We start from the raw sequence: 20975 nt of genomic DNA, 5'->3' as shown, positions 1-20975 counted from the left end.
CCGGCCGCTGCGGCGCCGGCGGGCAACCCGGTGGCGGCGGCGCGCGTGCCGTCGGTGAAGGGCGCCGTGGCCGGGCCGCCGTCGAGCGCCCGGGTGCCGTCGCCGTCGTCGTCGCCGAGCAGGGCCGCCGCGGACCCGGCGGCCAGCGCCCCGGCGGTGCCGACCTGGAGCACCTGGGTGAGCTTGTCGTCGCCCCACTGCCCGTCGAGCACCGCGAGGACGCCGTCGACCCCGAGGCGGCGGTCCGGCTCGGGGTCGAGGGCGGCGCGCAGCGCCTTGGCGACGACCGGCTCGAGCCCCTCGGTGTCCGCCTGCCCGGTGGTCACCCGGGCCAGGACGGCGCCGGTGGGCCCGCGCCCGAACGGCGGCCGGCCGGTGGCGGCGAAGAGCAGGACGGCCGCCCAGCCCCACCAGTCGCAGGTGGGCGAGGGCTCGGCGCCGGCGATGACCTCGGGGTCGAGGTAGCCCGGGGTGCCGGTGACCATGCCGGTCTGGGTGAGGCGGGCGTCGTCGGCGACCTGGGCGATGCCGAAGTCGATGACCACCGGCCCGTGCTCGCTCATCATGACGTTGCCGGGCTTGAAGTCGCGGTGGACGACGCCGACGGCGTGGATGGCGCGCAGGGCCTCGGCCAGGCCGTGGGCGAGGTGGGACAGCTCGGAGGGGCTGAACGGGCCGTCGGCGGCGACGTCCTCCTCGAGCGTGGGGCCCTCGATGAGCTCGGTGACGACGAAGGCCTCGGCGTCCTCCACCTCGGCGTCGAGGACCCGGGCGACGCCGGCCTCACGCACCCGGTGCAGCAGGGAGACCTCGCGGGCCAGCCGCCTGCGGGCCTGGGGGTCGGCGGAGATGTGCGGGTGGAGGAGCTTGAGGGCCACGCGCCGCCCGTCGGCGTCGACCGCCTCGTGCACGGTGCCCATCCCGCCGGAACCGAGGCGCCGCAGCAGGCGGTACCCGCCCACCTCGCGCTGCTCGCCGTCGGCCGTCGTCATGGGCTCCAACCTACCTACCGCGAGCGGGCCAGGACCGGCGCGGGGCCGCGCCTTTGCCTCGACCGGAGTCACCACCTGCCTTCCCGTGGAGCCGAGGGGCTGATGGAGCGCGGGGGTGAGCGGCGAACACGAGGGTTGCCGGTGAATACGAGGGTCGCTGGTGAATACGTACTCCAGAACCCTCGTACTCACCACCAACGCTCGTGCTCAGGGACGTCGATGCCGGATCCGTCCGCCCGCGCGCCCCTCACCGGACCACCCTTCGCACCACAGCAGTGACCGGCCCTTCTCACCACAGCAGTGACCGGCCCTTCTCACCACAGCAGTGACCGGCGCCACATGGTCGGGCAACCCCGGGTGGGCGCCGGTAGCGTGGCAAGAGGATTACAGAAGGAGCTGATAGCCCCATGCCTGCCGGTGAGTACGAGTTCGTCGTCGTCGCCAACCGCCTGCCCGTCGACATCACGGTCGAGGATGACGGGACGCTGAGCTGGGAGCGCTCCCCCGGCGGCCTGGTCACCGCCCTGGCGCCCATCATGCAGAAGAACGGTGGCGCCTGGGTGGGGTGGTCCGGCAAGGCGGGCCTCGAGCACGAGCCCTTCGACGCCGAGGGCATCCACGTCTCGCCGGTCACCCTCAGCGCCCAGGAGATCGCCGAGTACTACGAGGGCTTCTCCAACGGCACCCTGTGGCCGCTCTACCACGACGTCATCGTCCCGCCGGAGTTCCACCGCAACTGGTGGAACGCCTACGTGGCGGTCAACCGCCGCTTCGCCGCGGCGGCCGCGGAGGCGGTGGCCCCCGGCGGCACGGTGTGGGTGCACGACTACCAGCTGCAGCTGGTGCCCTCCGTGCTCCGGCTGCTGCGCCCGGACGTGAAGATCGGGTTCTTCAACCACATCCCGTTCCCGCCGGTGGAGATCTTCGCCCAGCTGCCCTGGCGCCGGCAGGTCGTCGACGGGCTGCTCGGCGCGGACCTCGTGGGCTTCCAGCGCCCCGGGGACGCCTCGAACTTCCTGCGCGCGGTGCGCCGGCTCACCGACCTGCAGGTCCGCGGCCCGCAGGTGACCATCCCGGGCCGCTGGACCCGCCCGGACCGGCAGGTGCGCGCACAGGCGTTCCCCATCTCCATCGACTCGACCGCCTTCGACGAGCTCGCCCGCACCCCGGACGTGATCGCCCGGGCCAAGCAGATCCGCAAGGAGCTCGGCAGCCCCGAGATCCTGCTCCTGGGGGTGGACCGCCTGGACTACACCAAGGGCATCCGCCACCGCCTCAAGGCCTTCGGCGAGCTCCTCGAGGATGGCCAGCTCCGCGTCCCGGAGGCCACGCTGGTCCAGGTGGCGAGCCCCTCCCGCGAGCGCGTCGAGCAGTACCAGATGCTGCGCGACGAGGTGGAGGTGACCGTCGGGCGCATCAACGGCGACTTCGGCACCCTCGGCCGCGCCGCCGTGCACTACATGCACCACTCCTACCCGGCCACCGAGATGGCCGCGCTGTACCTGGCCGCCGACGTCATGCTCGTGACCTCCCTGCGCGACGGGATGAACCTCGTCGCCAAGGAGTACGTCGCGGCCCGCTCCGACCTCGGCGGCGCCCTGGTGCTCAGCGAGTTCACCGGCGCCGCGGACGAGCTGACCCAGGCGCTGCAGATCAACCCGCACGACATCGCGGGCACCAAGGCCACCATCATGCGGGCGATCACCATGGACGCCCGGGAGGGCCGCCGGCGGATGCGCAGCATGCGCCGGCGTGTCCTGCAGCACGACGTCCAGCGGTGGGCCGACGACTTCCTCGGCTACCTGGCCATGTCCGTCCCCAGCGAGCGAGAGACCGTATGAGCACCGAGAACATGCCCGACGACGACGCCCGGCTCACCGGACCGGGCGGCGGCCCGCTCGGGGCGCCCGACGACGCCACCGACGACGCCACCGCCGGCCTGGCCGGCACCGAGGCCGCGGCCCGCGGGGAGGGCGCCGCCGAGGTGGGCGCCGACGACCCCGGCGTGCCCGGCCCCGGGGTGGCCGCCCCGCTGTTCACCGCCCACATCAAGGAGGGCCTGGACTCGGCCCTGCGCGAGCTCGCCGCCGCCCCCACGATCCTCGTGGCCCTGGACTTCGACGGCGTCCTCGCCCCGCTCGTGCTCGACCCCGCCACCTCCCGGGTCCTGCCCGAGTCCGCCGCCGCGATCCAGGACCTCACCGGCCTGCCCGGGGTGACGGTCGCCGTCGTCTCCGGCCGCGAGGCCGCCACCCTCACCGCCCTGGCCGACGTCCCGGCCGGCACGCGCATCATCGGCAGCCACGGCGCCCAGTGGGGCACCGTCGTGGCCGGGCCCCGCGGGCGCGAGCTGCGCGCCGACCCGGTCGCCCTGACCGAGGAGCAGAGCGCCCTCCTCGCCCGCCTGGTCCGGGACACCGAGGCGATCGTCGCCGGCGTCCCCGGCGCCCACGTCGAGGTCAAGCCGGCCGCCGCCGTCCTGCACACCCGCGGCGCCGCCCGCCCGGACGCCGAGCGGCTCACCCAGGCCACCCTCGACGGGCCCGCGACGCACCCGGAGGTCCACGTCATCGTGGGCAAGGAGGTCGTGGAGATGTCGGTGCTCAGCGTGACCAAGGGCGACGCCCTGGTCCAGCTGCGCACCGAGCTCGGCGCCGACGCCGTCCTGTACGCGGGCGACGACACCACCGACGAGGACGCCTTCGCCGTCCTGGGCGAGGGCGACGTGGGCATCAAGGTGGGGGCCGGGGAGACCGGCGCGGCCTACCGGGTCACCGACCCGGAGGAGTTCTCCGCCGTCCTGATGCGGCTGGTGGCACTGAGAAGTGGGCCGTTGGACACGTCTGCGTAACCTCCGTGTGGGAGGATAGCGACGGCGGGTGTCGCGGCCGGGTGCCGCGACACTGCTGTGTCAGAGCGGACACGACCTGGCACCTTCACTACGGATCGTCCGGCACGTACCTGCCGGTGGAGGAGAGAAATCACCATGGCCTCAGTCACCTTCGACAAAGCCACCCGGGTCTACCCCGGTTCCGAGCGTCCCGCGGTGGACGCCCTCGACCTCGAGATCGCCGACGGCGAGTTCCTCGTCCTGGTCGGCCCGTCCGGGTGCGGGAAGTCCACCTCGCTGCGGATGCTCGCCGGGCTCGAGGACGTCAACTCGGGCCGGATCTACATCGGCGACCGCGACGTCACCGACGTCCAGCCCAAGGACCGTGACATCGCCATGGTCTTCCAGAACTACGCGCTCTACCCGCACATGTCGGTGGCGGACAACATGGGCTTCGCCCTGAAGATCGCCGGCACCCCCAAGGCCGAGATCGAGACCCGGGTCAAGGAGGCCGCCCGGATCCTCGACCTCACCGAGTACCTCGACCGCAAGCCCAAGGCCCTCTCCGGCGGCCAGCGCCAGCGCGTGGCCATGGGCCGGGCGATCGTGCGCCAGCCGCGCGTGTTCCTCATGGACGAGCCGCTGTCGAACCTCGACGCCAAGCTGCGCGTGCAGACCCGCACCCAGATCGCCTCGCTGCAGCGGCGCCTGGGCGTGACCACCGTCTACGTCACCCACGACCAGACCGAGGCGCTGACCATGGGCGACCGCATCGCGGTGCTCAAGGACGGCGTCCTGCAGCAGGTCGGCACCCCGCGGGAGATGTACGACACCCCGGCCAACGTCTTCGTCGCCGGCTTCATCGGCTCCCCCGCCATGAACCTCGGGGACTTCCACGTGGAGAACGGTGAGGCCGTGCTCGGCGAGGCGCGGGTGCCGCTGACCCGGGCGACCGTCGACGCGCTGAGCGCCGCGGACAACGGCAAGGTCGTCCTGGGCTTCCGCCCCGAGTCCCTCGACCGCGTGCCGACCGGCGGGCCGGGCACCATCCCGGTGACGGTCAACCTCGTCGAGGAGCTCGGCTCGGACGCCTACGTCTACGGCGAGCTGTCCGGCTCGCGCGAGCTGGCCGAGCACCTGGGCTCGGGCGAGGACTCCGACCAGGTCATCGTCCGCATCGACCCGCGCGACGTGCCCGCCAAGGGCGAGACCATCCACGTGCGCATCCGCGAGGGCGAGCAGCACGTGTTCTCCGCCGCGACGGGCGAGCGCCTGCCGCAGTGACGAACTGACACGCCGCCGCGAGGCGGGAGCGGGGCGGGCCGGAACGGCCCGCCCCGTTCGCGTCCCCGGCCCGCGGCCATGCGCGCGAGGCGTCAACTCCGCCGCGAGACGTCAAATCCGGCGCGAGACGGCAACTCGGTCGCGGGCACGCCGCTGTCGCACGGTCCAGCACCAGTTGACGTCTCGTGCCACAGTTGACGTCTCGCCCTCTGAGGTGAATCGGACGAACCTCACAGGTGCGCTGCCGACCACCTCGCCCGGCAATGTCGTCCCCGCTTGGAAGAATGGCCCCATGGCACAGCAGCTCCAGATCACCGCCGCCCGGGTCGACCCGGCGCTGCTGGACCTGCCGTGGGAGGTCCCGCTCGAGGAGTGGCCGGCCGAGGTGCTCGCCGCCCTGCCGCGCGGCATCTCCCGGCACGTGGTCCGCTTCGTCAAGCTCTCCGGCCGCGTCATCGCCGTCAAGGAGATCGGCGAGCGGGTGGCCTACCACGAGTACGAGCAGCTCCGCGCGCTCGGCCGGCTCGAGGCCCCCGCCGTCCAGCCGCTGGCCGTCATCACCGGCCGGACCAGCCCCACCGGCGAGCCGCTCAACTCGGCGCTGGTCACCGAGCACCTGCAGTACTCCCTGCCCTACCGCGCCCTGTTCAGCCAGTACGTCAGCCCCCAGACGGCCGGCCGGCTCATCGACGCCCTGTCGGTGCTGCTCGTGCGGCTGCACCTGCTGGGCTTCTACTGGGGTGACGTCTCGCTGTCGAACACCCTCTTCCGCCGCGACGCCGGCGCGTTCGCCGCCTACCTCGTCGACGCCGAGACCGGCGAGCTGCACCCCCAGCTCACCACCGGGCAGCGCAGCTACGACGTCGACCTGGCGCGCACCAACATCATCGGCGAGCTCATGGACCTCCAGGCCGGCGAGCAGCTGGAGGAGGACGTCGACGTCATCGAGGTCGGCAACCAGATCGTCGAGCGCTACGAGTCGCTGTGGGCCGAGCTCACCGCCCAGGAGTCCTTCGAGTCCGGCGAGCGCTGGCGGGTCGAGGCCCGCATCCACCGGCTCAACGAGCTGGGCTACGACGTCGGGGAGCTGACCATCACCACCGACATCGACGGCACCACGGTGAGCATTCAGCCCAAGGTCGTCGACGCCGGGCACTTCCACCGCCAGCTCATGCGCCTGACCGGCCTGGACGTCCAGGAGAACCAGGCGCGCCGGATGCTCAACGACCTGGACTCCTACCGCGCCGCGACCGACCGGCAGAACGACGACCTGACGATGGTCGCCCACGACTGGCTCGACGAGGTCTTCACGCCCACGGTCCGCGCGGTGCCCCGCGAGCTGCGCGGCAAGCTCGAGCCGGCGGAGATCTTCCACGAGGTGCTCGAGCACCGCTGGTTCATCTCCCAGCAGCAGCGCCGCGACGTGCCCATGGTCGAGGCGGTGCGCTCCTACACCGACACGGTGCTGCGCCACCGGCCCGACGAGCGGGCCTTCCTCCACCACGGCGGCATCGCGGACGAGACCACCGACGCCTGACCTAGTCCGCTTCGGTGTGAGAGGTCGATCCTGCAATCAGGAATTACTCCTGCAAATCAGGAACTAATTGACGTCTCGCGGGGGCAGGGTGGGTGTGCCACCGCCGCGGGAAAGGGCGGGGGCCTACCGTCGCGCGCGGCGCACGACGGCGGACACCGCCGCCCCCGCGGCCAGCGCCCCGAGGCCGGCCACCGCCCCGCGAAGCAGCCGGCGCTGCACGGCCGGCTCGCGCACCGCCCGGCCGGGCACGCTGGACTCGAACGCGATCTTGGCGGCGGTGGCGGCCGCCCTGTCCAGCCGCGCCGGCTCGTGGACGACGGCGCCGGGCAGCTCCGCGGGCGACGTGCGGCCCTCGAGCACCTCCGTGACGGCGGCCGGCAGCCCGAGCGCGGCGACGAACGCCGCGAGCCCGTCGGCGCCGCGCAGGCGCAGCGCGGCCGCGACCGCGTCGGGGTCGGCGCCGGGCACCGCCGCGGCGAAGGCCGCGGCGTCGGCGCCGTCGCCGAGCAGCTCGTGGGCGAGCTCGCGCACCGGGGAGGCCTCGGCGCCGCTCGCGCCGCCGTACACGTACAGGCTCTGCATGGCCCAGCTGAACACGGCCGTGCCCTCGGGCTCGTCGTCGTCCACCTCCGGGCCGGGCAGCAGCAGCGTGGTGCGGTCCTCGGCGTCGACCTGCAGGCGCAGCACCGGGTAGGCGTCGGCGTCCCAGCCGAGCACCCCGAGCTCGCGGCCGGGACCGGTCGTCACGAGCAGGCGGCGGGTCTCCTCCCCCACCGGCTGCTCGAGGACGGTGACCGTGCGCTCGAGCAGCGTCGCGTGCAGCGGCGCCTGGTGGGCCGGCATGGGGGTGAGCACCACCGTGCGGGCGTCGTGGTCGACGTCCTCCTCGGTGACGACCGGCAGCGCACCAGCCCCCTCGGCCCCGGTCGGCTGCGCGGCGGCCCCGGGGGTCTGCGGACCCGCGGCGCCAGGCGCGCCCGCGCCGCCCTCGCCCGCGCCGCCCTCGCCCGGGCCGGCCTCGCCCGCGCCGGCCGCCTCCCCGGCCACCCGCCGTGCCGGCACGCCCTCCATGAGCACGTCGACGTCGAAGGCCTCGGTGAGCGCATCGGCGAGATCGGCGGCGGCCGGGCCGGGCTCCAGCACGCCGTCGGCGTTGCGGGCCACCCGGCCGGCGGCGTCGGTGAGCAGGGAGACCGAGAGCAGGTGCTCGGTGCTCGGGTACCACTCGAGGCGGGCGACCACCGCAGCCGCGGCCAGGTGGCTCGCCACGTCCAGCGGCTCCAGGGCCGCCGCGACGATGACGGCCTCGGTGCGGTTCCAGGTCTCGCTGCTCACGCGGGCTCCTTCTCTCAGGCCTGGTGGCGGTGGCGCGCCACCTCGTACAGCGCGATGCCGGTGGCGACCGCGGCGTTGAGGGACTCCACCGACGCGGCGATGGGGATCGAGGCCACGACGTCGCACGCCTCGCGCACGAGCCGGCTCAGGCCCTTGCCCTCCGAGCCGGTGACCAGCACGAGCGGCTCGGTGGCCAGCTCCAGCTGGCCCACCGTCGTGGCGCCGCCGCCGTCGAGGCCGACGACGAAGCAGCCGGCCTCCTTCAGCTCCGTCAGCGCCCGCACGAGGTTGGTGGCCCGGGCCACCGGCACCCGGGCCGCGGCGCCGGCGGAGACCTTCCACGCGGCGGCGGTCACCCCGGCCGAGCGGCGCTCGGGCACGAGGACGCCGTCGGCGCCGAAGGCCCCGGCGCTGCGCAGCACCGCGCCGAGGTTGTGCGGGTCGGTCACGCCGTCGAGGGCGACGACGAGTGGCGGGTGGCCGGCCCGCTCGGCGCGGGCGAGCAGGTCGGCGACGTCGCGGTAGGCGTAGGGCGGGACCTCGATGGCGACGCCCTGGTGGACGGCGCCCTCGGTGAGCCGGTCCAGGTCGCCGCGGGTGACCTCGATGAGCGGGGTGCCCAGCGCCGTGGCGGTGCGCACCACCTCGGCGAGCCGCTCGTCGGAGGCCATGCCGCCGGCGAGGAACACCTTGGCCAGCGGGATGCCGGAGCGGACGGCCTCGGTGACCGGGTTGCGGCCGGCGATGAGCTCGTGGTCGCGGCCCACGCCGAGGGCGGCGCGGACCTTCGCCGTCGTCGCCTCGCCGCGGGCGGCCTCGCGGGCCCCGTCGCCCCGCCGCCCCGCGACCGGTCGGCCGGTCTTGGCCGAGCCCGTCTTGGCGGCCTGCCGCTCGGCGGCGGCCTTCCGCTTGGCGGCCGGGTGGTACTCGCGGTCCTCGGCCTTGGGCGTGGGCCCGCGGCCCTCGAGCCCGCGACGGCGCTGCCCGCCGGAGCCGACGACCATGCCCTTCTTCGAGCCCGCCTTGCGCACGGCGCCGCGGCGCCGGGAGTTGCCTGCCATCAGTTCGTCCCCTTCAGCTGCCAGCGCGCGCCGTCGGGGCCGTCCTCGACGACGACGCCGGCCTCGGCCAGCTGGTCGCGCAGCGCGTCGGCCCGCTGCCAGTCCTTGTTCTTGCGCGCCGCGACGCGCTCGGTGAGCACGGCGGTCACGAGGGCGTCGAGCGCCTCGCGCTCGGCGCTCTCCGCCCCGCCGGCCGCGGCGGTGCGCCACGGCTCGGCCAGCGGGTCGAGCCCGAGCACGTCGAGCATGGCCCGCACCTGCAGCTGGGCGTCGCGGGTGGCCACGTCGTCCTGCTCGGCCAGGGCGGTGTTGCCCGCGCGCAGGTGCTCGTGCACGACGGCGAGCGCGGCGGAGATGTTCAGGTCGTCGTCCATCGCCTCGACGAAGGCGGCCGGCAGCTCGGCGGGGCCCTTGGCGGCGATCTCCGCGGCGGGCACCTCCCCGACCCGCTCGACGGCGCGGGTGACGAAGCCGGCGAAGCGCTCCCAGGAGCCGGTGGCCTCGGCGATGGTGACGTCGGAGAACTCCACGGTGGAGCGGTAGTGCACGGTGCCCAGGGCGAAGCGCAGCACCGGGGCGCTGGTGCGCTCGAGGGCGTTGGCGACGACGAGGGAGTTGCCGAGCGACTTGCTCATCTTCTCCCCGCCCGTGGTCACCCAGGCGTTGTGCACCCAGTGGCGGGCGAAGCCGTACCCGGCCGCGTGGGACTGGGCCTGCTCGTTCTCGTGGTGGGGGAAGCGCAGGTCGATGCCGCCGCCGTGGATGTCGAAGGTGTCGCCCAGGTAGCGCCGGGCCATCGCCGAGCACTCCAGGTGCCAGCCGGGCCGGCCGCGGCCGAACGGGGTGGGCCACGACGCCGTCTCCGGCTCACCGGGCTTGGGCGCCTTCCACACGGCGAAGTCGTGCGGGTCGCGCTTGTCCGGCTCGGCGTCGTCCTCGGCGACGGTCATGTTCTCCAGCGCCTGGCGGGTGAGCGAGCCGTAGTCGGGCAGCGAGCTGACGTCGAAGTAGACGTTGCCCTCCTCCCCGCGGTAGGCGTGGCCGGCCGCCAGGAGGCGCTCCATGAGCTCGACCATCTCGGTGACGTGCCCGGTGGCGCGCGGCTCGTAGGTGGGGCGCAGCACGCCGAGGGCGTCGTAGGCGGCGGTGAACTCCTGCTCGAAGCGGTAGGCCCAGGCCCACCACGCCACCCCGGCCTCGGCGGACTTCGCGAGGATCTTGTCGTCGATGTCGGTGACGTTGCGGATGAAGGTCACCTCGTAGCCGCACCGGCGCAGCCAGCGCACCAGGACGTCGAAGGCGATGGAGGCGCGCATGTGACCCACGTGCGGGGCGCCCTGGACGGTGGCGCCGCACAGGTAGATGCCCACCTTGCCCGGGTGGAGGGGCTCGAGGGGGCGCACCGACCGCGTGGCGGAGTCGTAGAGTCGCAGGGTCACGGGCCCAGGCTACCGGGGCGGGCTGACGCGGCGCCGCGCCGGGCACCGAGGCGATGTTCACCCCGCGGACGCCCGCGCCCACTAGGTTGCGTGTCGTGACGAACCGTTCCGTCCCCGAACCGTCCGTAGCAGCGGCGGGAGGCCCGGCCGCCCCGCCCGGCGAGGTGCGCCGTCGTGCCTTCGGCTGGCCGGTCCTCGCCTGGGGGCTGTGGGACTGGGGCTCGGCCGCGTTCAACGCGGTCATCACCACCTTCGTGTTCACCGTCTACCTCACCTCCGACGCCTTCGGGCCCGGGGCGGACGCGAAACTGGGCTGGGTGCTCGCCGGGGCGGGCGTCCTCATCGCCGTCTTCGCGCCCGTGAGCGGGCAGCGGGCGGACCGCTCCGGCCGGCGCACGCTCTGGCTGGCCATCAACACGCTGCTGGTGGTGGCGGCGTCGGCGGGGATGTTCTTCGTGGCGCCCTCGCCGGACCTCCTGTGGCTGGGCCTGCTGCTGCTCGCCGCGGGGAACATCTTCTTCGAGTTCGCCTCGGTGAACTACAACGCGATGCTCAACCAGATCGCCACCCCGGCCAACGTCGGCCGGGTCTCCGGCCTGGGCTGGGGGCTGGGATACATCGGCGGCATCGTCCTGCTGCTCGTCGTGTACTTCGGGCTCATCAGCCCCGAGGTGGGCCTGTTCGGCATCACCGGCGCGGACGGGATGGACGTGCGGGTGACCATGCTCATCTGCGCGGCGTGGACGCTGGTGTTCTCGCTGCCGGTGATCCTCACCCTCCGCGACCGGCCGGGGCCGCGGGAGCGCCAGGCGCGCACCGGGCTGATCGACTCCTACCGGCTGCTGTTCCGCTCCGTCGCCGACCTGTGGCGCACCGACCGCAACACCGTGTACTTCCTGCTCGCCAGTGCCGTCTTCCGCGACGGGCTGGCCGGGGTGTTCACCTTCGGCGGCGTCATCGCGGCGGGCACGTTCGGCTTCAGCGCCGGCCAGGTGATCATCTTCGGCGTCGTCGCCAACCTCGTCGCCGGCGTGGCCACCATCCTCTTCGGCGCCCTGGACGACCGGCTGGGCCCCAAGCGCGTCATCGTGCTGGCGCTGGCCGCCATGGTGGTCGCGGGCACCGGGGTGTTCGTCCTGCACGACGCCGGCGCCACCGCCTTCTGGGTGCTCGGCCTGATCCTGTGCATCTTCGTCGGGCCGGCGCAGTCGGCCTCCCGCACGTTCCTGGCCCGGCTGATCCCGGCGGGCAAGGAGGGCGAGGTGTTCGGCCTGTACGCCACCACCGGGCGGGCGGTGAGCTTCCTCGCGCCGGCCGCGTTCTCGGCGTTCCTCGGCTTCGGGGCGGCGGTCACCGGCCTCCAGGGCGACGCCACCCAGTACTGGGGCATCCTCGGCATCGTCCTCGTGCTCGCGCTGGGGCTGGCGCTGCTGCTGCCGGTCCGCCCCGGCACCCGGACCCACACGGCGCTCGACGACGCCCGCTGAGCCGCCGCCGGCCGGGCCACCCCCGGCTCTGCGCGGGTTCCGGCGGGGCGCCCCGGCGCTATGCGGGCTCCTGCGTGCCCGTCTCCCCGGAGGTGGGCACCACGAGCGCCGTGGCCAGGGCGGCCAGGCCCTCGCCGCGGCCGGTGAAGCCGAGCCCGTCGGTGGTGGTGGCGCTCAGGCTCACGGGGGCGCCCAGGGCGCGGCTCATCGCGTCCTGGGCCTCCGCGCGGCGCGGGCCGATCTTCGGGCGCACCCCGATGACCTGGACGGACACGTTGCCGATCGTGAAGCCCGCCGCGCGCACCCGGCGGGCCGCCTCGGCGAGCATGCCGGCGCCCGAGGCCCCGGCCCACCGCGGGTCGCTCGTGCCGAACTGGGAGCCGAGGTCGCCGAGCCCGGCGGCGGCGAAGAGGGCGTCGCAGGCGGCGTGCGCGGCGACGTCGCCGTCGGAGTGCCCGGCCAGGCCCGTCACGCCGGGCCAGATGAGGCAGGCGAGGGCCATGGGCCGCTCCCCCTCGGGGGCGAAGGCGTGGACATCGGTCCCGATCCCGGTGCGCGGCAGCATGCGGCTCACGGTAGCGGGCGGGCAGCCGGCCGCTCCCGGTCGGGCCTCGCCGTCGAGCAGCACGCGCGCGAGGACCGCCCAACTTGACGTCTCGCGCCCAACTTGACGTCTCGCGCACAACTTGACGTCTCGCCGCGGGGCGGAGGGGGCGCGGTCAGGCCTCGCCGTCGAGCAGCACGCGTGCGAGGGCCAGGTCCCGCGGGGTGGTGATCTTCAGGGCCCGGTCGTGCCCAGGGACGACCCACACCGCCTCGCCGAGCGCCTCGACCAGCCCGGCGTCGTCGGACGCGGCCAACGCCTCGTCGGCGGCACGGGCGGCCCCGGCGGCGTGCGCGGCCTCGAGCAGCGCCCGGTCGAAGCCCTGCGGGGTCTGCACGGCGCGCAGCGCGGCGCGGTCCACGGTGGCGGTCACGGGCTCGGCGCCGCTGCCGTCCGGCGCGCCGACGGCCTTGATCGTGTCGGTGACGGGCAGCGCAGGGACGACGGCGCGGTGCCCGGCGCGCACGGCGGCCGCCACCCGCTGGACGACCTCGGGCGGGGTGAGGCAGCGCGCGGCGTCGTGGACGAGGACGACGTCGACGTCCTCCGCCAGCGCGGCCAGCCCGGCGGCGACGGAGGCCTGCCGGGTCGCCCCGCCCGGGACGATGCGCACCGGCAGGCGGGGGCCGGGCACCCGGGCGCCGGCGAAGAGCGCCTGGAAGCCGCGCACCTCGTGCGGCGGGACGGTCACGACGACGGCGTCGACGCAGCCGGCGAGCGCCAGGCCGCGGGCGGCGCGGACCACCAGCGGCACGCCGGCGAGCTCCACGAGCGCCTTGGGCATGCGGTGGCCGAGCCGGGTGCCCGACCCGGCGGCGGTGAGGATGGCGCCGGTGCTCATCGCGCCCCAGGACGCAGAACGCGCGTGGCGACCACGGTCACCACGCGCGCGTTGCGGGTCGTCACGTCGAGGATCAGGAGGCGAGGACCTCGTCGAGCATGGCCTCGGCCTTGGCCTCGTCGGTCTTCTCCGCCAGTGCGAGCTCGGAGACGAGGATCTGGCGCGCCTTGGCGAGCATGCGCTTCTCGCCGGCGGACAGGCCACGGTCGGTGTCGCGGCGGGACAGGTCCCGGACGACCTCGGAGACCTTGATGATGTCGCCGGAGGCGATCTTCTCGACGTTCGCCTTGTACCGCCGGGACCAGTTGGTGGGCTCCTCGGTGTACGGAGCGCGCAGCACCTCGAACACCTTCTCGAGGCCCTCGGTGCCCACGACGTCGCGTACGCCGACGAGGTCGACGTTCTCGGCGGGAACCTGGATGGTGAGGTCACCCTGCGCGACGCGCAGGTGCAGGTAGAGCTTCTCCTCCCCGCGGATGGTCCGCGTGGAGATATCCTCGATCAGCGCCGCCCCGTGGTGCGGGTAGACAACGGTCTCGCCGACAGCGAAGGTCATTTTCAGGTGCTCCCTCAGTCGTGAAGGGTTCCATTCTAACACGGAGAAATGGCGTAATTCTGCGGCTCGTGAGCAAAGAGACAGCCGCGGTCCGTCGGGACGCCGCCGAGGCGGCACCGCCGGGACGGCGGGCGCGGCCGACAACGCCGGACGGGAATCGACGGCAAACGGGATCCGCGTCGGGCCGCCGCTGGGCGCGGGCCCGACCAGCACGGAACCTCCGGTAACCTCCCCCTGGGGAAGTGCCGCGCGGCGGCTGCCCCGCCGGACATCGACGAAGGAGACCTCCCGTGGCTCGCACCATCCGCCGCACCGCCATCGCCGCCACCACGCTCGGTGTCGCGCTCGTCCTGGGGGGCTGCACGGCGACCAACCCCATCACGACGCAGTACTCCTACGCCCCGAGCGACGGGGTGCTGGTGCAGGTCGGTGACGGCGTGAGCGTGGAGAACCTCATGGTGCTCACCGAGGGCGAGGGCCAGCCCGGCCACGTGCTCGGCGCGGTGGTCAACCGGTCCACCGAGGACGTGCGCGTCTCGCTGCAGATCGGCGACGGCGGCGCCACCGTCCCGCTGCGGGTGCCGGCGAAGGGCACGGTCAACTTCACCAACGACAAGATCACCACGCCGTCCGTCGGCATCGCCCCGGGCGGCGTGCTGCCCGCGACGGTCAGCGCGGACAACGCCGGCAACGTCAGCGTGGACATCCCCGTCCTGGACGGCACCATCCCGCCGTACGACGAGTACCTCCGCCAGAACCAGGCCTGACCCGTCGCACGCGACCCGTGGGCGCCGACGCCGCCGCTGAGCCGGCCTCCGGCCGCCCGCGGCCGGCCGGACCGCGCCCGCCGGCGCGCGCGTCCCGCGAGCGGGCCAAGGCGGCCCGCCCCTCCGCGGCCGCGGCGTGGGCGCTGGTGGGCGCCCTGACCGTGCACAACGCCGAGGAGGCCCTGACGATGGGGCCGTTCCTGCGCTCGGGCGCCGCGGTGGGCCCCGTGGCGCCCGGACCGGACCTGCTGGTGCCGTTCCTCGTCGCCGTCACCGTGGTCACGGTGGGCGCGTGGGCGCTTGCCGCGGCGGCGACGGCGGGGCGCCGCTGGGCCGGCGACGCCCTGGCCGTGCTCGCCGTCGTCATGGTCGTCAACGTGGCGGTCCCGCACGTGCCGGGGGCGCTGCTCACCGGCGGCTACGTGCCCGGCGTGGTGAGCGCCGTCGTCGTCAACCTCCCCATCGCCGTGCTCTACCTGCGCGCCCGGCGTCACGGCGGGGACGGGCCTGGCGCCGGGCGCGGCGCGCGGGCTCAGGACGTCGAGACGAGCTTGTAGCCCAGCCCCCGCACCGTCTGCAGCATGGCCGGCCGCGCCGGGTCCTCCTCGATCTTTGCCCGCACCCGCTTGACGTGGACGTCGAGGGTCTTGGTGTCCCCGACGTAGTTCGGGCCCCAGATGCGGTCGATGAGCTGCCCGCGGGTGAGCACCCGGTCGGGGTTGCGCAGGAACAGCTCGAGCAGCTCGAACTCGCGCAGCGGGATGGCCACCGTCTCGCCGTCGACCTGCAGCTCGTGGCGGTCGACGTCCATGCGCACCCGCCCCACGCTGAGCACGGCCGGCTCGCCCAGGTCGTCGGCGGCCCCGCCGCGGCGCAGCACCGCGTGCACCCGGGCGACGAGCTCGCGGTAGGAGTACGGCTTGGTGACGTAGTCGTCGGCGCCGATCTCCAGCCCGACCACCTTGTCGATCTCGCTGTCCTTGGCGGTGAGCATGATGACCGGCACGTTGCCCCGCTGGCGCAGGTGCCGGCACACCTCGGTGCCGGACAACCCGGGCAGCATGAGGTCGAGCAGGACGAGGTCGATCCCGCCGCGGTCGTAGGCCGTCAGCGCCTCGAGCCCGTCGGCGACCGGCACCACCTCGAAGCCGTCGCGTTCGAGCTTGAACGTGAGCGGCTCCCGGTAGGACTCCTCGTCCTCGACGAGCAGGATGGTCGTCATCAGCGCGTTTCCTCCATGGCACGGCCGGGCCGGTGGCCCGTGGTCGTGGTCGTGTGCGCGGCCCGCGCCGCGGCGTCGTCATCGTGGGCGTCGGTCAGCTGGGGCCCGTAGGCCTCCGGCAGCACGAGGGTGAAGGTCGAGCCCTTGCCCACGGTGGACCATACGTCGACGCGTCCGCCGTGGTCGTTGGCGATGTGCTTGACGATGCTCAGCCCCAGCCCGCTGCCGCCGGTCTCGCGCGAGCGGGCGGCGTCGAGGCGGTAGAAGCGCTCGAACACCCGCTCGCGCTGGTCCTCGGGGATGCCCGGGCCCTGGTCGACGACGGCGATGCGCACCTGGCCGGACCCGCGGGAGATGCCCACGGAGACCCGGGAGGTCGGCGGGGCGTAGCGGATGGCGTTGTCGAGCAGGTTGCGCACCGCGGTGGTCAGCAGGGCCGGGTCGCCGTAGACCTTCACCCCCTGGGTGCCGCCGAGGACGAGGGTGACCTTGCGGGACTGGGCCTCCACCCGCACCCGGTCGACGGCCTCGGCGACGACGTCGTCGACCTCGACGAGCTCGGGCTCGACCAGCGCGTCGGGCTCCTGCAGGCGGGAGAGCTCGATGATCTCCTGGACCAGGGCGGCGAGGCGGCGCGACTCCTTGCCCATCCGGCCGGCGAAGTGGCGCACCGTGTCCGGCTCGTCGGCGCTGTCGGCGATGGTCTCGGCGAGCAGCGAGATGGCCCCCACCGGGGTCTTGAGCTCGTGGGAGACGTTGGCGGTGAAGTCCCGGCGCATCTCCTCCACCCGGCGCGCGGCGGTGCGGTCCTCGGCCAGCACCAGCACCCGGCCGGCCTTGAGGGGCGCCACGCGCACCTGCATGCGCAGCGTGCCCGAGCCCTCCAGGCCGCGGGCGAGGGTGAGCTCGGCGTCGCGGATGACCCCGTCGCGGCGCAGCCCGGCGACCATCTCGCGCACCTCGGGGTGGGCCAGGGTGTCGTTGCGGACCAGGCCGAAGCCGTAGGCCGACGCGGAGGCGCGCAGGACGTCGTCGTCGGGCTCGAGCACGACGACGCTCTGGGGCAGCACGGACAGGACCGAGACGGCGTCGTCCTCGATCCCGGTGCGCTCGGCGCGCGGGCCGCGGCGCTGCTCGCGCTCGCTGAGCCGGAAGCTGAGGACCCCGACGGCGCCGACCAGCACGCCGAGCAGCGCCACGCCGGCGAGCAGCCACATCTGGTCCACGGACGAAGATTAGGCCCGCCCCTGCGAGTTCACCGAGCCACCGCCCGCCGCTCGCCTGCCGTTCACCGGCGCGGCACCGCGTGTACACCTGTGCGGGTTTGGCTACGGTAAAGGCAGGTATGGCCCCAGCGGGCCGTGTGACTATCAAGGTATGTGGGCCCACAGCGGGCCGCGTGAACCGAGGTGAGGAGCCGTCGTGCGGGAGATCTTCAAGCAGGAGATGCAGGAGCTGGCCACGGGCCTCGTCACCATGGCGGACCACGTCGCGACGGCGATCGAGAAAGCCGACCAGTCCCTGCGCGAGCGGGACCTGCAGCTGGCCGAGGAGGTCATCGACGCCGACGACAGGATCGACGAGCTCGAGCGGCAGATCGACGACCTGGGCATCTCGCTGCTCGCGCGCCAGCAGCCGGTGGCCACGGACCTGCGCATCGTCGTCTCGGGCCTGCGGCTGTCCGCGACCCTGGAGCGGATGGGCGACCTGGCGCGCCACGTGGCCTATGTGGCCCGGGGCCGCTACCCCGAGCACGCCCTGACCGGGCGGATGCGCGACGTCGTCTCCGAGATGGGCGCGCAGGCGGTCAAGGTGGGCCAGCAGGTCTACGAGCTGCTCAAGACCCACGACCTGAGCCTGGCGGCCGTGGTCGAGGCGGAGGACGACGTCCTCGACCGCCTGCACCGGGAGTCCTTCCAGGTGCTGCTCGACGAGGACGAGTCGCTCACCCGCCAGCAGGTCGTGGACGCGGTGCTGCTGGGCCGCTACCTCGAGCGCTTCGGCGACCACGGCGTGTCCGTCGCCCGCCGCATCTCCTACCTCGTCACCGGGGACACCGCCAACGCCGTGCACGTGCCGATGTCCCAGGACCAGCCGGGCCAGACGAGCGAGCGCCTGGGCTGACCCGCTTCGCCCGGAGGGGCGCGCCGCCTCGGCGGTGCGCCCCTCCGGCGTTTCTCGGCACCCGGGGGCGCGACCGCGTCGCCGGGTTGGCGGGCCTCCTGGCGGCCTCAGCCGGCGGCGTCTGGCGCCCTCTCAACCGGCGGCGAGGCCGCGCAGGATGGCGGCGAGGTCGTCCGCCAGGGGCGCGGGCTCGGCCACGCTGCGGCGCAGCAGCCCGACCGGCTCGGCCGTCCCGCGCGCCGGGACGTCCAGGCGGACCAGCACGCCGTCGTCGAGGTCGACCTGCGGGGTGCGCTCGGGGGTGAACCAGACGGCGTCCGAGCGGCGCACCAGTGCCCGGGCCACGGACACTTCCAGTGTCTCCACGCACCCGCCCGGCAGGCGCAGCCCCTGGCGCTGCAGCAGCGCCTCGGTGTGGTGGCGCGGCACGGTGCCGGCGGTCGCGACCACCAGCGGGTGCTCGAGGACGGCGGCCAGCGGCACCGGGCCGGGCCGCCGGGTCAGCGGGTGGTCGGGGTGGACGACGACGGCGAGCGACTCGGCGTAGAGCAGCTCGAAGGACAGCCCGCGCATGGTGGCCGGCTCCGCCATGCGCCCGATGACGAGGTCGAGCTCGGCGGCGCGCAGCGCCTCCAGCAGGCCCCGGTTCGCCCCCGAGCGCACCTGCACGCCCACGCCGGGGTGGCGGGCGCGCAGCCGGGCGACGGCGTCGGGCAGCAGCACGCTGGCGACCGTGGGCAGGGCGCCGACGCGCACCGGCACGGCGGCCGGCTCCCCCGCCCCGGCCAGGGCGCCGGCGGCGGCGCCGAAGGCCTCCGTGACGCCGACGGCATGGCGCAGGAACTCCTCGCCGGCGGGGGTGAGGCGGGCCCCGTGCCGGCCGCGGTCCAGCAGCCGCGCCCCCGCCAGCGCCTCGAGCTCGTTGAGGGTCTTGGTGACGGCGGGCTGGCTCAGGCCCAGCCGGTCCGCGGCCCGGCCCAGGTGCTCCTCCTGCGCCGCCGCGACGAAGCAGGACAGGTGGCGCAGGCGCAGGCGGCGCAGCAGGTGCGCGACGTCCGGCGGGACGTCCTCCGGCAGGAGACCCTCCGGCGACGGGTTCATGACAGGACGTTATGAAACATCGGGCATTTGGTCAATTAACATCACCGCCGCTCAGTTATAGAGTCGCGGCATCCCGCGGCGGGCCTACCGGCCCCGCCGCCGGGCACGACGGCGGCCCACCCGTGCCGACCGACCCGCGCGGGCGGGGCGCCACCACGCGTCCCCGCCCGGGCACCGCTCGGCCCCGTTTCACGGTGAGACGTCAACTCCGGCACGAGACGTCATCTCGGTCACGAGACGTCATCTCCGTCCCGGGGAGGGCGGCCCGACCGGTCGTGACGCCGCGACCGAGGGGGCGCCGTCGTCCCGTCCGCCCGACCCGTCACGCGACTGGAGAGTTCATGATCATCGCTCCCCCCGGCGGTGCACTCGGCGAGTTCGTCGAGCGCGACCGCAACAACCACCCCCAGGCGCTGACGCCGGGGTACCGCACGAGCGTGCTGCGCGCCCCGCGCAACGCCCTCATCGTCGCCCGCAACACCATCTCGGAGATGACCGGGCCGATCTTCCAGCAGGGCGAGCTCGGCGAGCTGGACAACGACCTCATCCTCAACTTCTCCAAGGACAGCCTGCCGATCGGTGAGCGGATCATCGTCCACGGCTACGTGCGCGACGAGTTCGGCAACCCGGTCAAGGGCGCGCTCGTGGAGGTCTGGCAGGCCAACGCCGGCGGGCGCTACCGGCACAAGAAGGACCAGTACCTCGCGCCGATCGACCCCAACTTCGGCGGGTCGGGCCGGATGCTCACCGACGACAACGGGTACTACTACTTCCGCACCATCAAGCCCGGCCCCTACCCGTGGTTCAACAGCACCAACGCCTGGCGCCCGGCCCACATCCACTTCGCCATCAGCGGCGACGGCTGGGCGCAGCGCCTGGTCACCCAGCTGTACTTCGACGGCGACCCGATGATCGAGCGCTGCTCGATCGCCCAGACCGCCCCGCGCGACCTGCTCAACACCCTCATCGCCCAGGAGGACCCGGCGAACAACGTCCCGTTCGACGCCCGGACCTTCCGCTGGGACATCACGCTGCGCGGGCGGCGCGCGACCTTCTTCAACAACGTCAACGGGGTGAAGCGATGAGCGGCATGGCGGCACGACCGATGGTGGTCCGGTACCCCGAGACCCCGTCGCAGACCGGCGGTCCCTACGTCCACATCGGGCTCGCCCCGGCCCAGGCCGGCTTCGACATCTTCGAGAACAACTTCGGCAACGTGCTCACCACGCCGGAGACCACGGGCGAGCGCATCCGGCTCGAGGGCCGGGTGTTCGACGGCTCGGGCTCGCCGGTCAACGACGCCCTGCTGGAGATCTGGCAGGCCAACGCCGCGGGCCGGTACGCCCACCCGGGCGACACCCAGGACAAGGAGCTCGACCCGACGTTCCGCGGCTTCGGCCGCACCGGCACCGACTTCGACACCGGCATCTACACGTTCGAGACGATCAAGCCCGGCCCCACGCCGTCCCCCAGGGGCGGCGAGCAGGCCCCGCACATCCTCATGCTGATCTTCGCCCGCGGGATCAACCTCGGCCTGCACACCCGCGTCTACTTCGACGACGAGGCGGAGGCCAACGCCGCCGACCCGCTGCTCAACAGCATCGAGTGGGTGGTGCGCCGCGACACCCTCATCGCCCGGCGCAGCGAGCGCGACGGCGAGGTCGTGTACACCTTCGACGTGCGCCTGCAGGACACCCCGGACGGCGGCGCGGAGACGGTGTTCTTCGACGTCTGACCTCGCGACCGGCGTGCCGGTCCGGCCGCCGCCGGACGGGCACCCCGGCCGCCCGGGGAG

At 74.1% G+C, this 20975-nt stretch carries 20 protein-coding genes; 10 read left to right on the top strand and 10 right to left on the bottom strand.

Annotated features, from left to right (window positions below; translation table 11 throughout):
* Positions 1-992: serine/threonine-protein kinase (locus GD970_RS16510; RefSeq protein ID WP_152204002.1), on the bottom strand; the 992-nt coding region annotated here is incomplete at its 3' end.
* A 407-nt stretch (positions 993-1399) separates the two neighbouring features.
* On the opposite strand from GD970_RS16510, the gene GD970_RS16505 reads away from it, so the two are divergent.
* The 4 genes from GD970_RS16505 (at position 1400) to GD970_RS16490 (ending at position 6643) form a co-directional block, all read left to right on the top strand.
* Entirely contained in the window at positions 1400-2833 is a 1434-nt protein-coding gene (locus tag GD970_RS16505; RefSeq protein WP_152204001.1) for an alpha,alpha-trehalose-phosphate synthase (UDP-forming), read from the top strand.
* Positions 2830-3843, top strand: a complete 1014-nt coding sequence (gene otsB, locus GD970_RS16500) for a trehalose-phosphatase (protein WP_152204000.1) — start codon at positions 2830-2832, stop codon at positions 3841-3843. Before GD970_RS16505 ends, otsB begins: the two co-directional genes overlap by 4 nt.
* A 135-nt stretch (positions 3844-3978) precedes the next feature.
* The gene (locus tag GD970_RS16495) at positions 3979-5106 is read left to right on the top strand and encodes an ABC transporter ATP-binding protein (RefSeq protein ID WP_152203999.1); all 1128 of its coding nucleotides are present in this window, start codon (positions 3979-3981) and stop codon (positions 5104-5106) included.
* Between the two features lie 292 nt (positions 5107-5398).
* On the top strand, positions 5399-6643 hold the full coding sequence (locus GD970_RS16490) for a DUF4032 domain-containing protein (RefSeq protein ID WP_152203998.1): 1245 nt from the start codon (positions 5399-5401) through the stop codon (positions 6641-6643).
* A 123-nt stretch (positions 6644-6766) separates the two neighbouring features.
* Here the strand turns inward: GD970_RS16490 and GD970_RS16485 are convergent, their stop codons facing one another.
* From GD970_RS16485 to cysS, 3 genes are read right to left on the bottom strand one after another with little or no spacing between them, the layout of a single operon-like run.
* Complete coding sequence (locus GD970_RS16485) at positions 6767-7978, bottom strand: hypothetical protein (RefSeq protein WP_152203997.1); 1212 nt, start codon at positions 7976-7978, stop codon at positions 6767-6769.
* A gap of 14 nt (positions 7979-7992) precedes the next feature.
* Entirely contained in the window at positions 7993-9039 is a 1047-nt protein-coding gene (gene rlmB / locus GD970_RS16480; RefSeq protein WP_152203996.1) for a 23S rRNA (guanosine(2251)-2'-O)-methyltransferase RlmB, read from the bottom strand.
* A complete protein-coding gene (cysS, locus tag GD970_RS16475) occupies positions 9039-10478 on the bottom strand; it encodes a cysteine--tRNA ligase (RefSeq protein WP_152203995.1) in 1440 nt (479 codons plus the stop codon). Before cysS ends, rlmB begins: the two co-directional genes overlap by 1 nt.
* Before the next feature lie 95 nt (positions 10479-10573).
* Here cysS and GD970_RS16470 point away from each other — a divergent pair, with 95 nt between their 5' ends.
* A complete protein-coding gene (locus GD970_RS16470) occupies positions 10574-11965 on the top strand; it encodes an MFS transporter (protein ID WP_226925407.1) in 1392 nt (463 codons plus the stop codon).
* Positions 11966-12023: 58 nt separating this feature from the next.
* Here GD970_RS16470 and ispF read toward each other — a convergent pair whose 3' ends face one another.
* The 3 genes from ispF to GD970_RS16455 form a co-directional block, all read right to left on the bottom strand.
* Complete coding sequence (gene ispF / locus GD970_RS16465; protein WP_152203993.1) at positions 12024-12530, bottom strand: 2-C-methyl-D-erythritol 2,4-cyclodiphosphate synthase; 507 nt, start codon at positions 12528-12530, stop codon at positions 12024-12026.
* Positions 12531-12684: 154 nt separating this feature from the next.
* Positions 12685-13410, bottom strand: coding sequence for a 2-C-methyl-D-erythritol 4-phosphate cytidylyltransferase (gene ispD, locus GD970_RS16460; RefSeq protein WP_152203992.1), 726 nt, complete (start codon positions 13408-13410; stop codon positions 12685-12687).
* Positions 13411-13483: 73 nt separating this feature from the next.
* Complete coding sequence (locus GD970_RS16455; protein ID WP_152203991.1) at positions 13484-13966, bottom strand: CarD family transcriptional regulator; 483 nt, start codon at positions 13964-13966, stop codon at positions 13484-13486.
* Positions 13967-14256: 290 nt separating this feature from the next.
* On the opposite strand from GD970_RS16455, the gene GD970_RS16450 reads away from it, so the two are divergent.
* Positions 14257-14733, top strand: coding sequence for a hypothetical protein (locus tag GD970_RS16450; protein WP_152203990.1), 477 nt, complete (start codon positions 14257-14259; stop codon positions 14731-14733).
* A gap of 17 nt (positions 14734-14750) precedes the next feature.
* Positions 14751-15290, top strand: a complete 540-nt coding sequence (locus GD970_RS16445) for an HXXEE domain-containing protein (protein ID WP_193314971.1) — start codon at positions 14751-14753, stop codon at positions 15288-15290.
* Here the strand turns inward: GD970_RS16445 and GD970_RS16440 are convergent.
* Together GD970_RS16440 and GD970_RS16435 are read right to left on the bottom strand one after the other, a co-directional pair.
* Positions 15266-15955 carry a response regulator transcription factor gene (locus tag GD970_RS16440; RefSeq protein WP_152203988.1) on the bottom strand — a complete coding sequence of 230 codons (690 nt, stop codon included), beginning with the start codon at positions 15953-15955 and terminating at the stop codon, positions 15266-15268. The two genes, GD970_RS16445 and GD970_RS16440, sit on opposite strands and share 25 nt — an antisense overlap.
* Positions 15955-17172, bottom strand: a complete 1218-nt coding sequence (locus GD970_RS16435; protein ID WP_152204005.1) for a sensor histidine kinase — start codon at positions 17170-17172, stop codon at positions 15955-15957. The genes GD970_RS16440 and GD970_RS16435 overlap by 1 nt, the downstream gene beginning before the upstream one ends.
* A gap of 205 nt (positions 17173-17377) precedes the next feature.
* Here GD970_RS16435 and phoU point away from each other — a divergent pair, with 205 nt between their 5' ends.
* A complete protein-coding gene (gene phoU, locus GD970_RS16430) occupies positions 17378-18079 on the top strand; it encodes a phosphate signaling complex protein PhoU (RefSeq protein WP_152203987.1) in 702 nt (233 codons plus the stop codon).
* A 132-nt stretch (positions 18080-18211) separates the two neighbouring features.
* Here phoU and GD970_RS16425 read toward each other — a convergent pair whose 3' ends face one another.
* Complete coding sequence (locus tag GD970_RS16425; RefSeq protein ID WP_152203986.1) at positions 18212-19180, bottom strand: LysR substrate-binding domain-containing protein; 969 nt, start codon at positions 19178-19180, stop codon at positions 18212-18214.
* Between the two features lie 341 nt (positions 19181-19521).
* On the opposite strand from GD970_RS16425, the gene pcaH reads away from it, so the two are divergent.
* Positions 19522-20265: a protocatechuate 3,4-dioxygenase subunit beta gene (gene pcaH / locus GD970_RS16420; protein ID WP_152203985.1), complete on the top strand. Its 744-nt coding sequence runs from the start codon at positions 19522-19524 to the stop codon at positions 20263-20265.
* 5 nt (positions 20266-20270) lie between these two features.
* Positions 20271-20915, top strand: coding sequence for a protocatechuate 3,4-dioxygenase subunit alpha (gene pcaG, locus GD970_RS16415; RefSeq protein ID WP_211489868.1), 645 nt, complete (start codon positions 20271-20273; stop codon positions 20913-20915).
* Positions 20916-20975: the final 60 nt, after the last annotated feature.

Source organism: Georgenia thermotolerans (genome assembly GCF_009193185.1).
Classification (GTDB): Bacteria; Actinomycetota; Actinomycetes; order Actinomycetales; family Actinomycetaceae; genus Georgenia; species Georgenia thermotolerans.
This window is presented reverse-complemented; position numbering and strand designations above follow the sequence as displayed.

What these genes read in the sequence shown, in the direction of transcription:
- GD970_RS16495 (WP_152203999.1), top strand. Translation starts at nt 3,979, where the DNA reads ATGGCCTCAGTCACCTTCGACAAAGCCACCCGGGTCTACCCCGGTTCC.
- GD970_RS16435 (WP_152204005.1), bottom strand. Translation starts at nt 17,172, where the DNA reads ATGTGGCTGCTCGCCGGCGTGGCGCTGCTCGGCGTGCTGGTCGGCGCC.
- GD970_RS16455 (WP_152203991.1), bottom strand. Translation starts at nt 13,966, where the DNA reads ATGACCTTCGCTGTCGGCGAGACCGTTGTCTACCCGCACCACGGGGCG.
- ispF (WP_152203993.1), bottom strand. Translation starts at nt 12,530, where the DNA reads ATGCTGCCGCGCACCGGGATCGGGACCGATGTCCACGCCTTCGCCCCC.
- rlmB (WP_152203996.1), bottom strand. Translation starts at nt 9,039, where the DNA reads ATGGCAGGCAACTCCCGGCGCCGCGGCGCCGTGCGCAAGGCGGGCTCG.
- GD970_RS16440 (WP_152203988.1), bottom strand. Translation starts at nt 15,955, where the DNA reads ATGACGACCATCCTGCTCGTCGAGGACGAGGAGTCCTACCGGGAGCCG.
- pcaG (WP_211489868.1), top strand. Translation starts at nt 20,271, where the DNA reads ATGGCGGCACGACCGATGGTGGTCCGGTACCCCGAGACCCCGTCGCAG.
- GD970_RS16425 (WP_152203986.1), bottom strand. Translation starts at nt 19,180, where the DNA reads ATGAACCCGTCGCCGGAGGGTCTCCTGCCGGAGGACGTCCCGCCGGAC.
- otsB (WP_152204000.1), top strand. Translation starts at nt 2,830, where the DNA reads ATGAGCACCGAGAACATGCCCGACGACGACGCCCGGCTCACCGGACCG.
- GD970_RS16505 (WP_152204001.1), top strand. Translation starts at nt 1,400, where the DNA reads ATGCCTGCCGGTGAGTACGAGTTCGTCGTCGTCGCCAACCGCCTGCCC.
- GD970_RS16490 (WP_152203998.1), top strand. Translation starts at nt 5,399, where the DNA reads ATGGCACAGCAGCTCCAGATCACCGCCGCCCGGGTCGACCCGGCGCTG.
- ispD (WP_152203992.1), bottom strand. Translation starts at nt 13,410, where the DNA reads ATGAGCACCGGCGCCATCCTCACCGCCGCCGGGTCGGGCACCCGGCTC.
- pcaH (WP_152203985.1), top strand. Translation starts at nt 19,522, where the DNA reads ATGATCATCGCTCCCCCCGGCGGTGCACTCGGCGAGTTCGTCGAGCGC.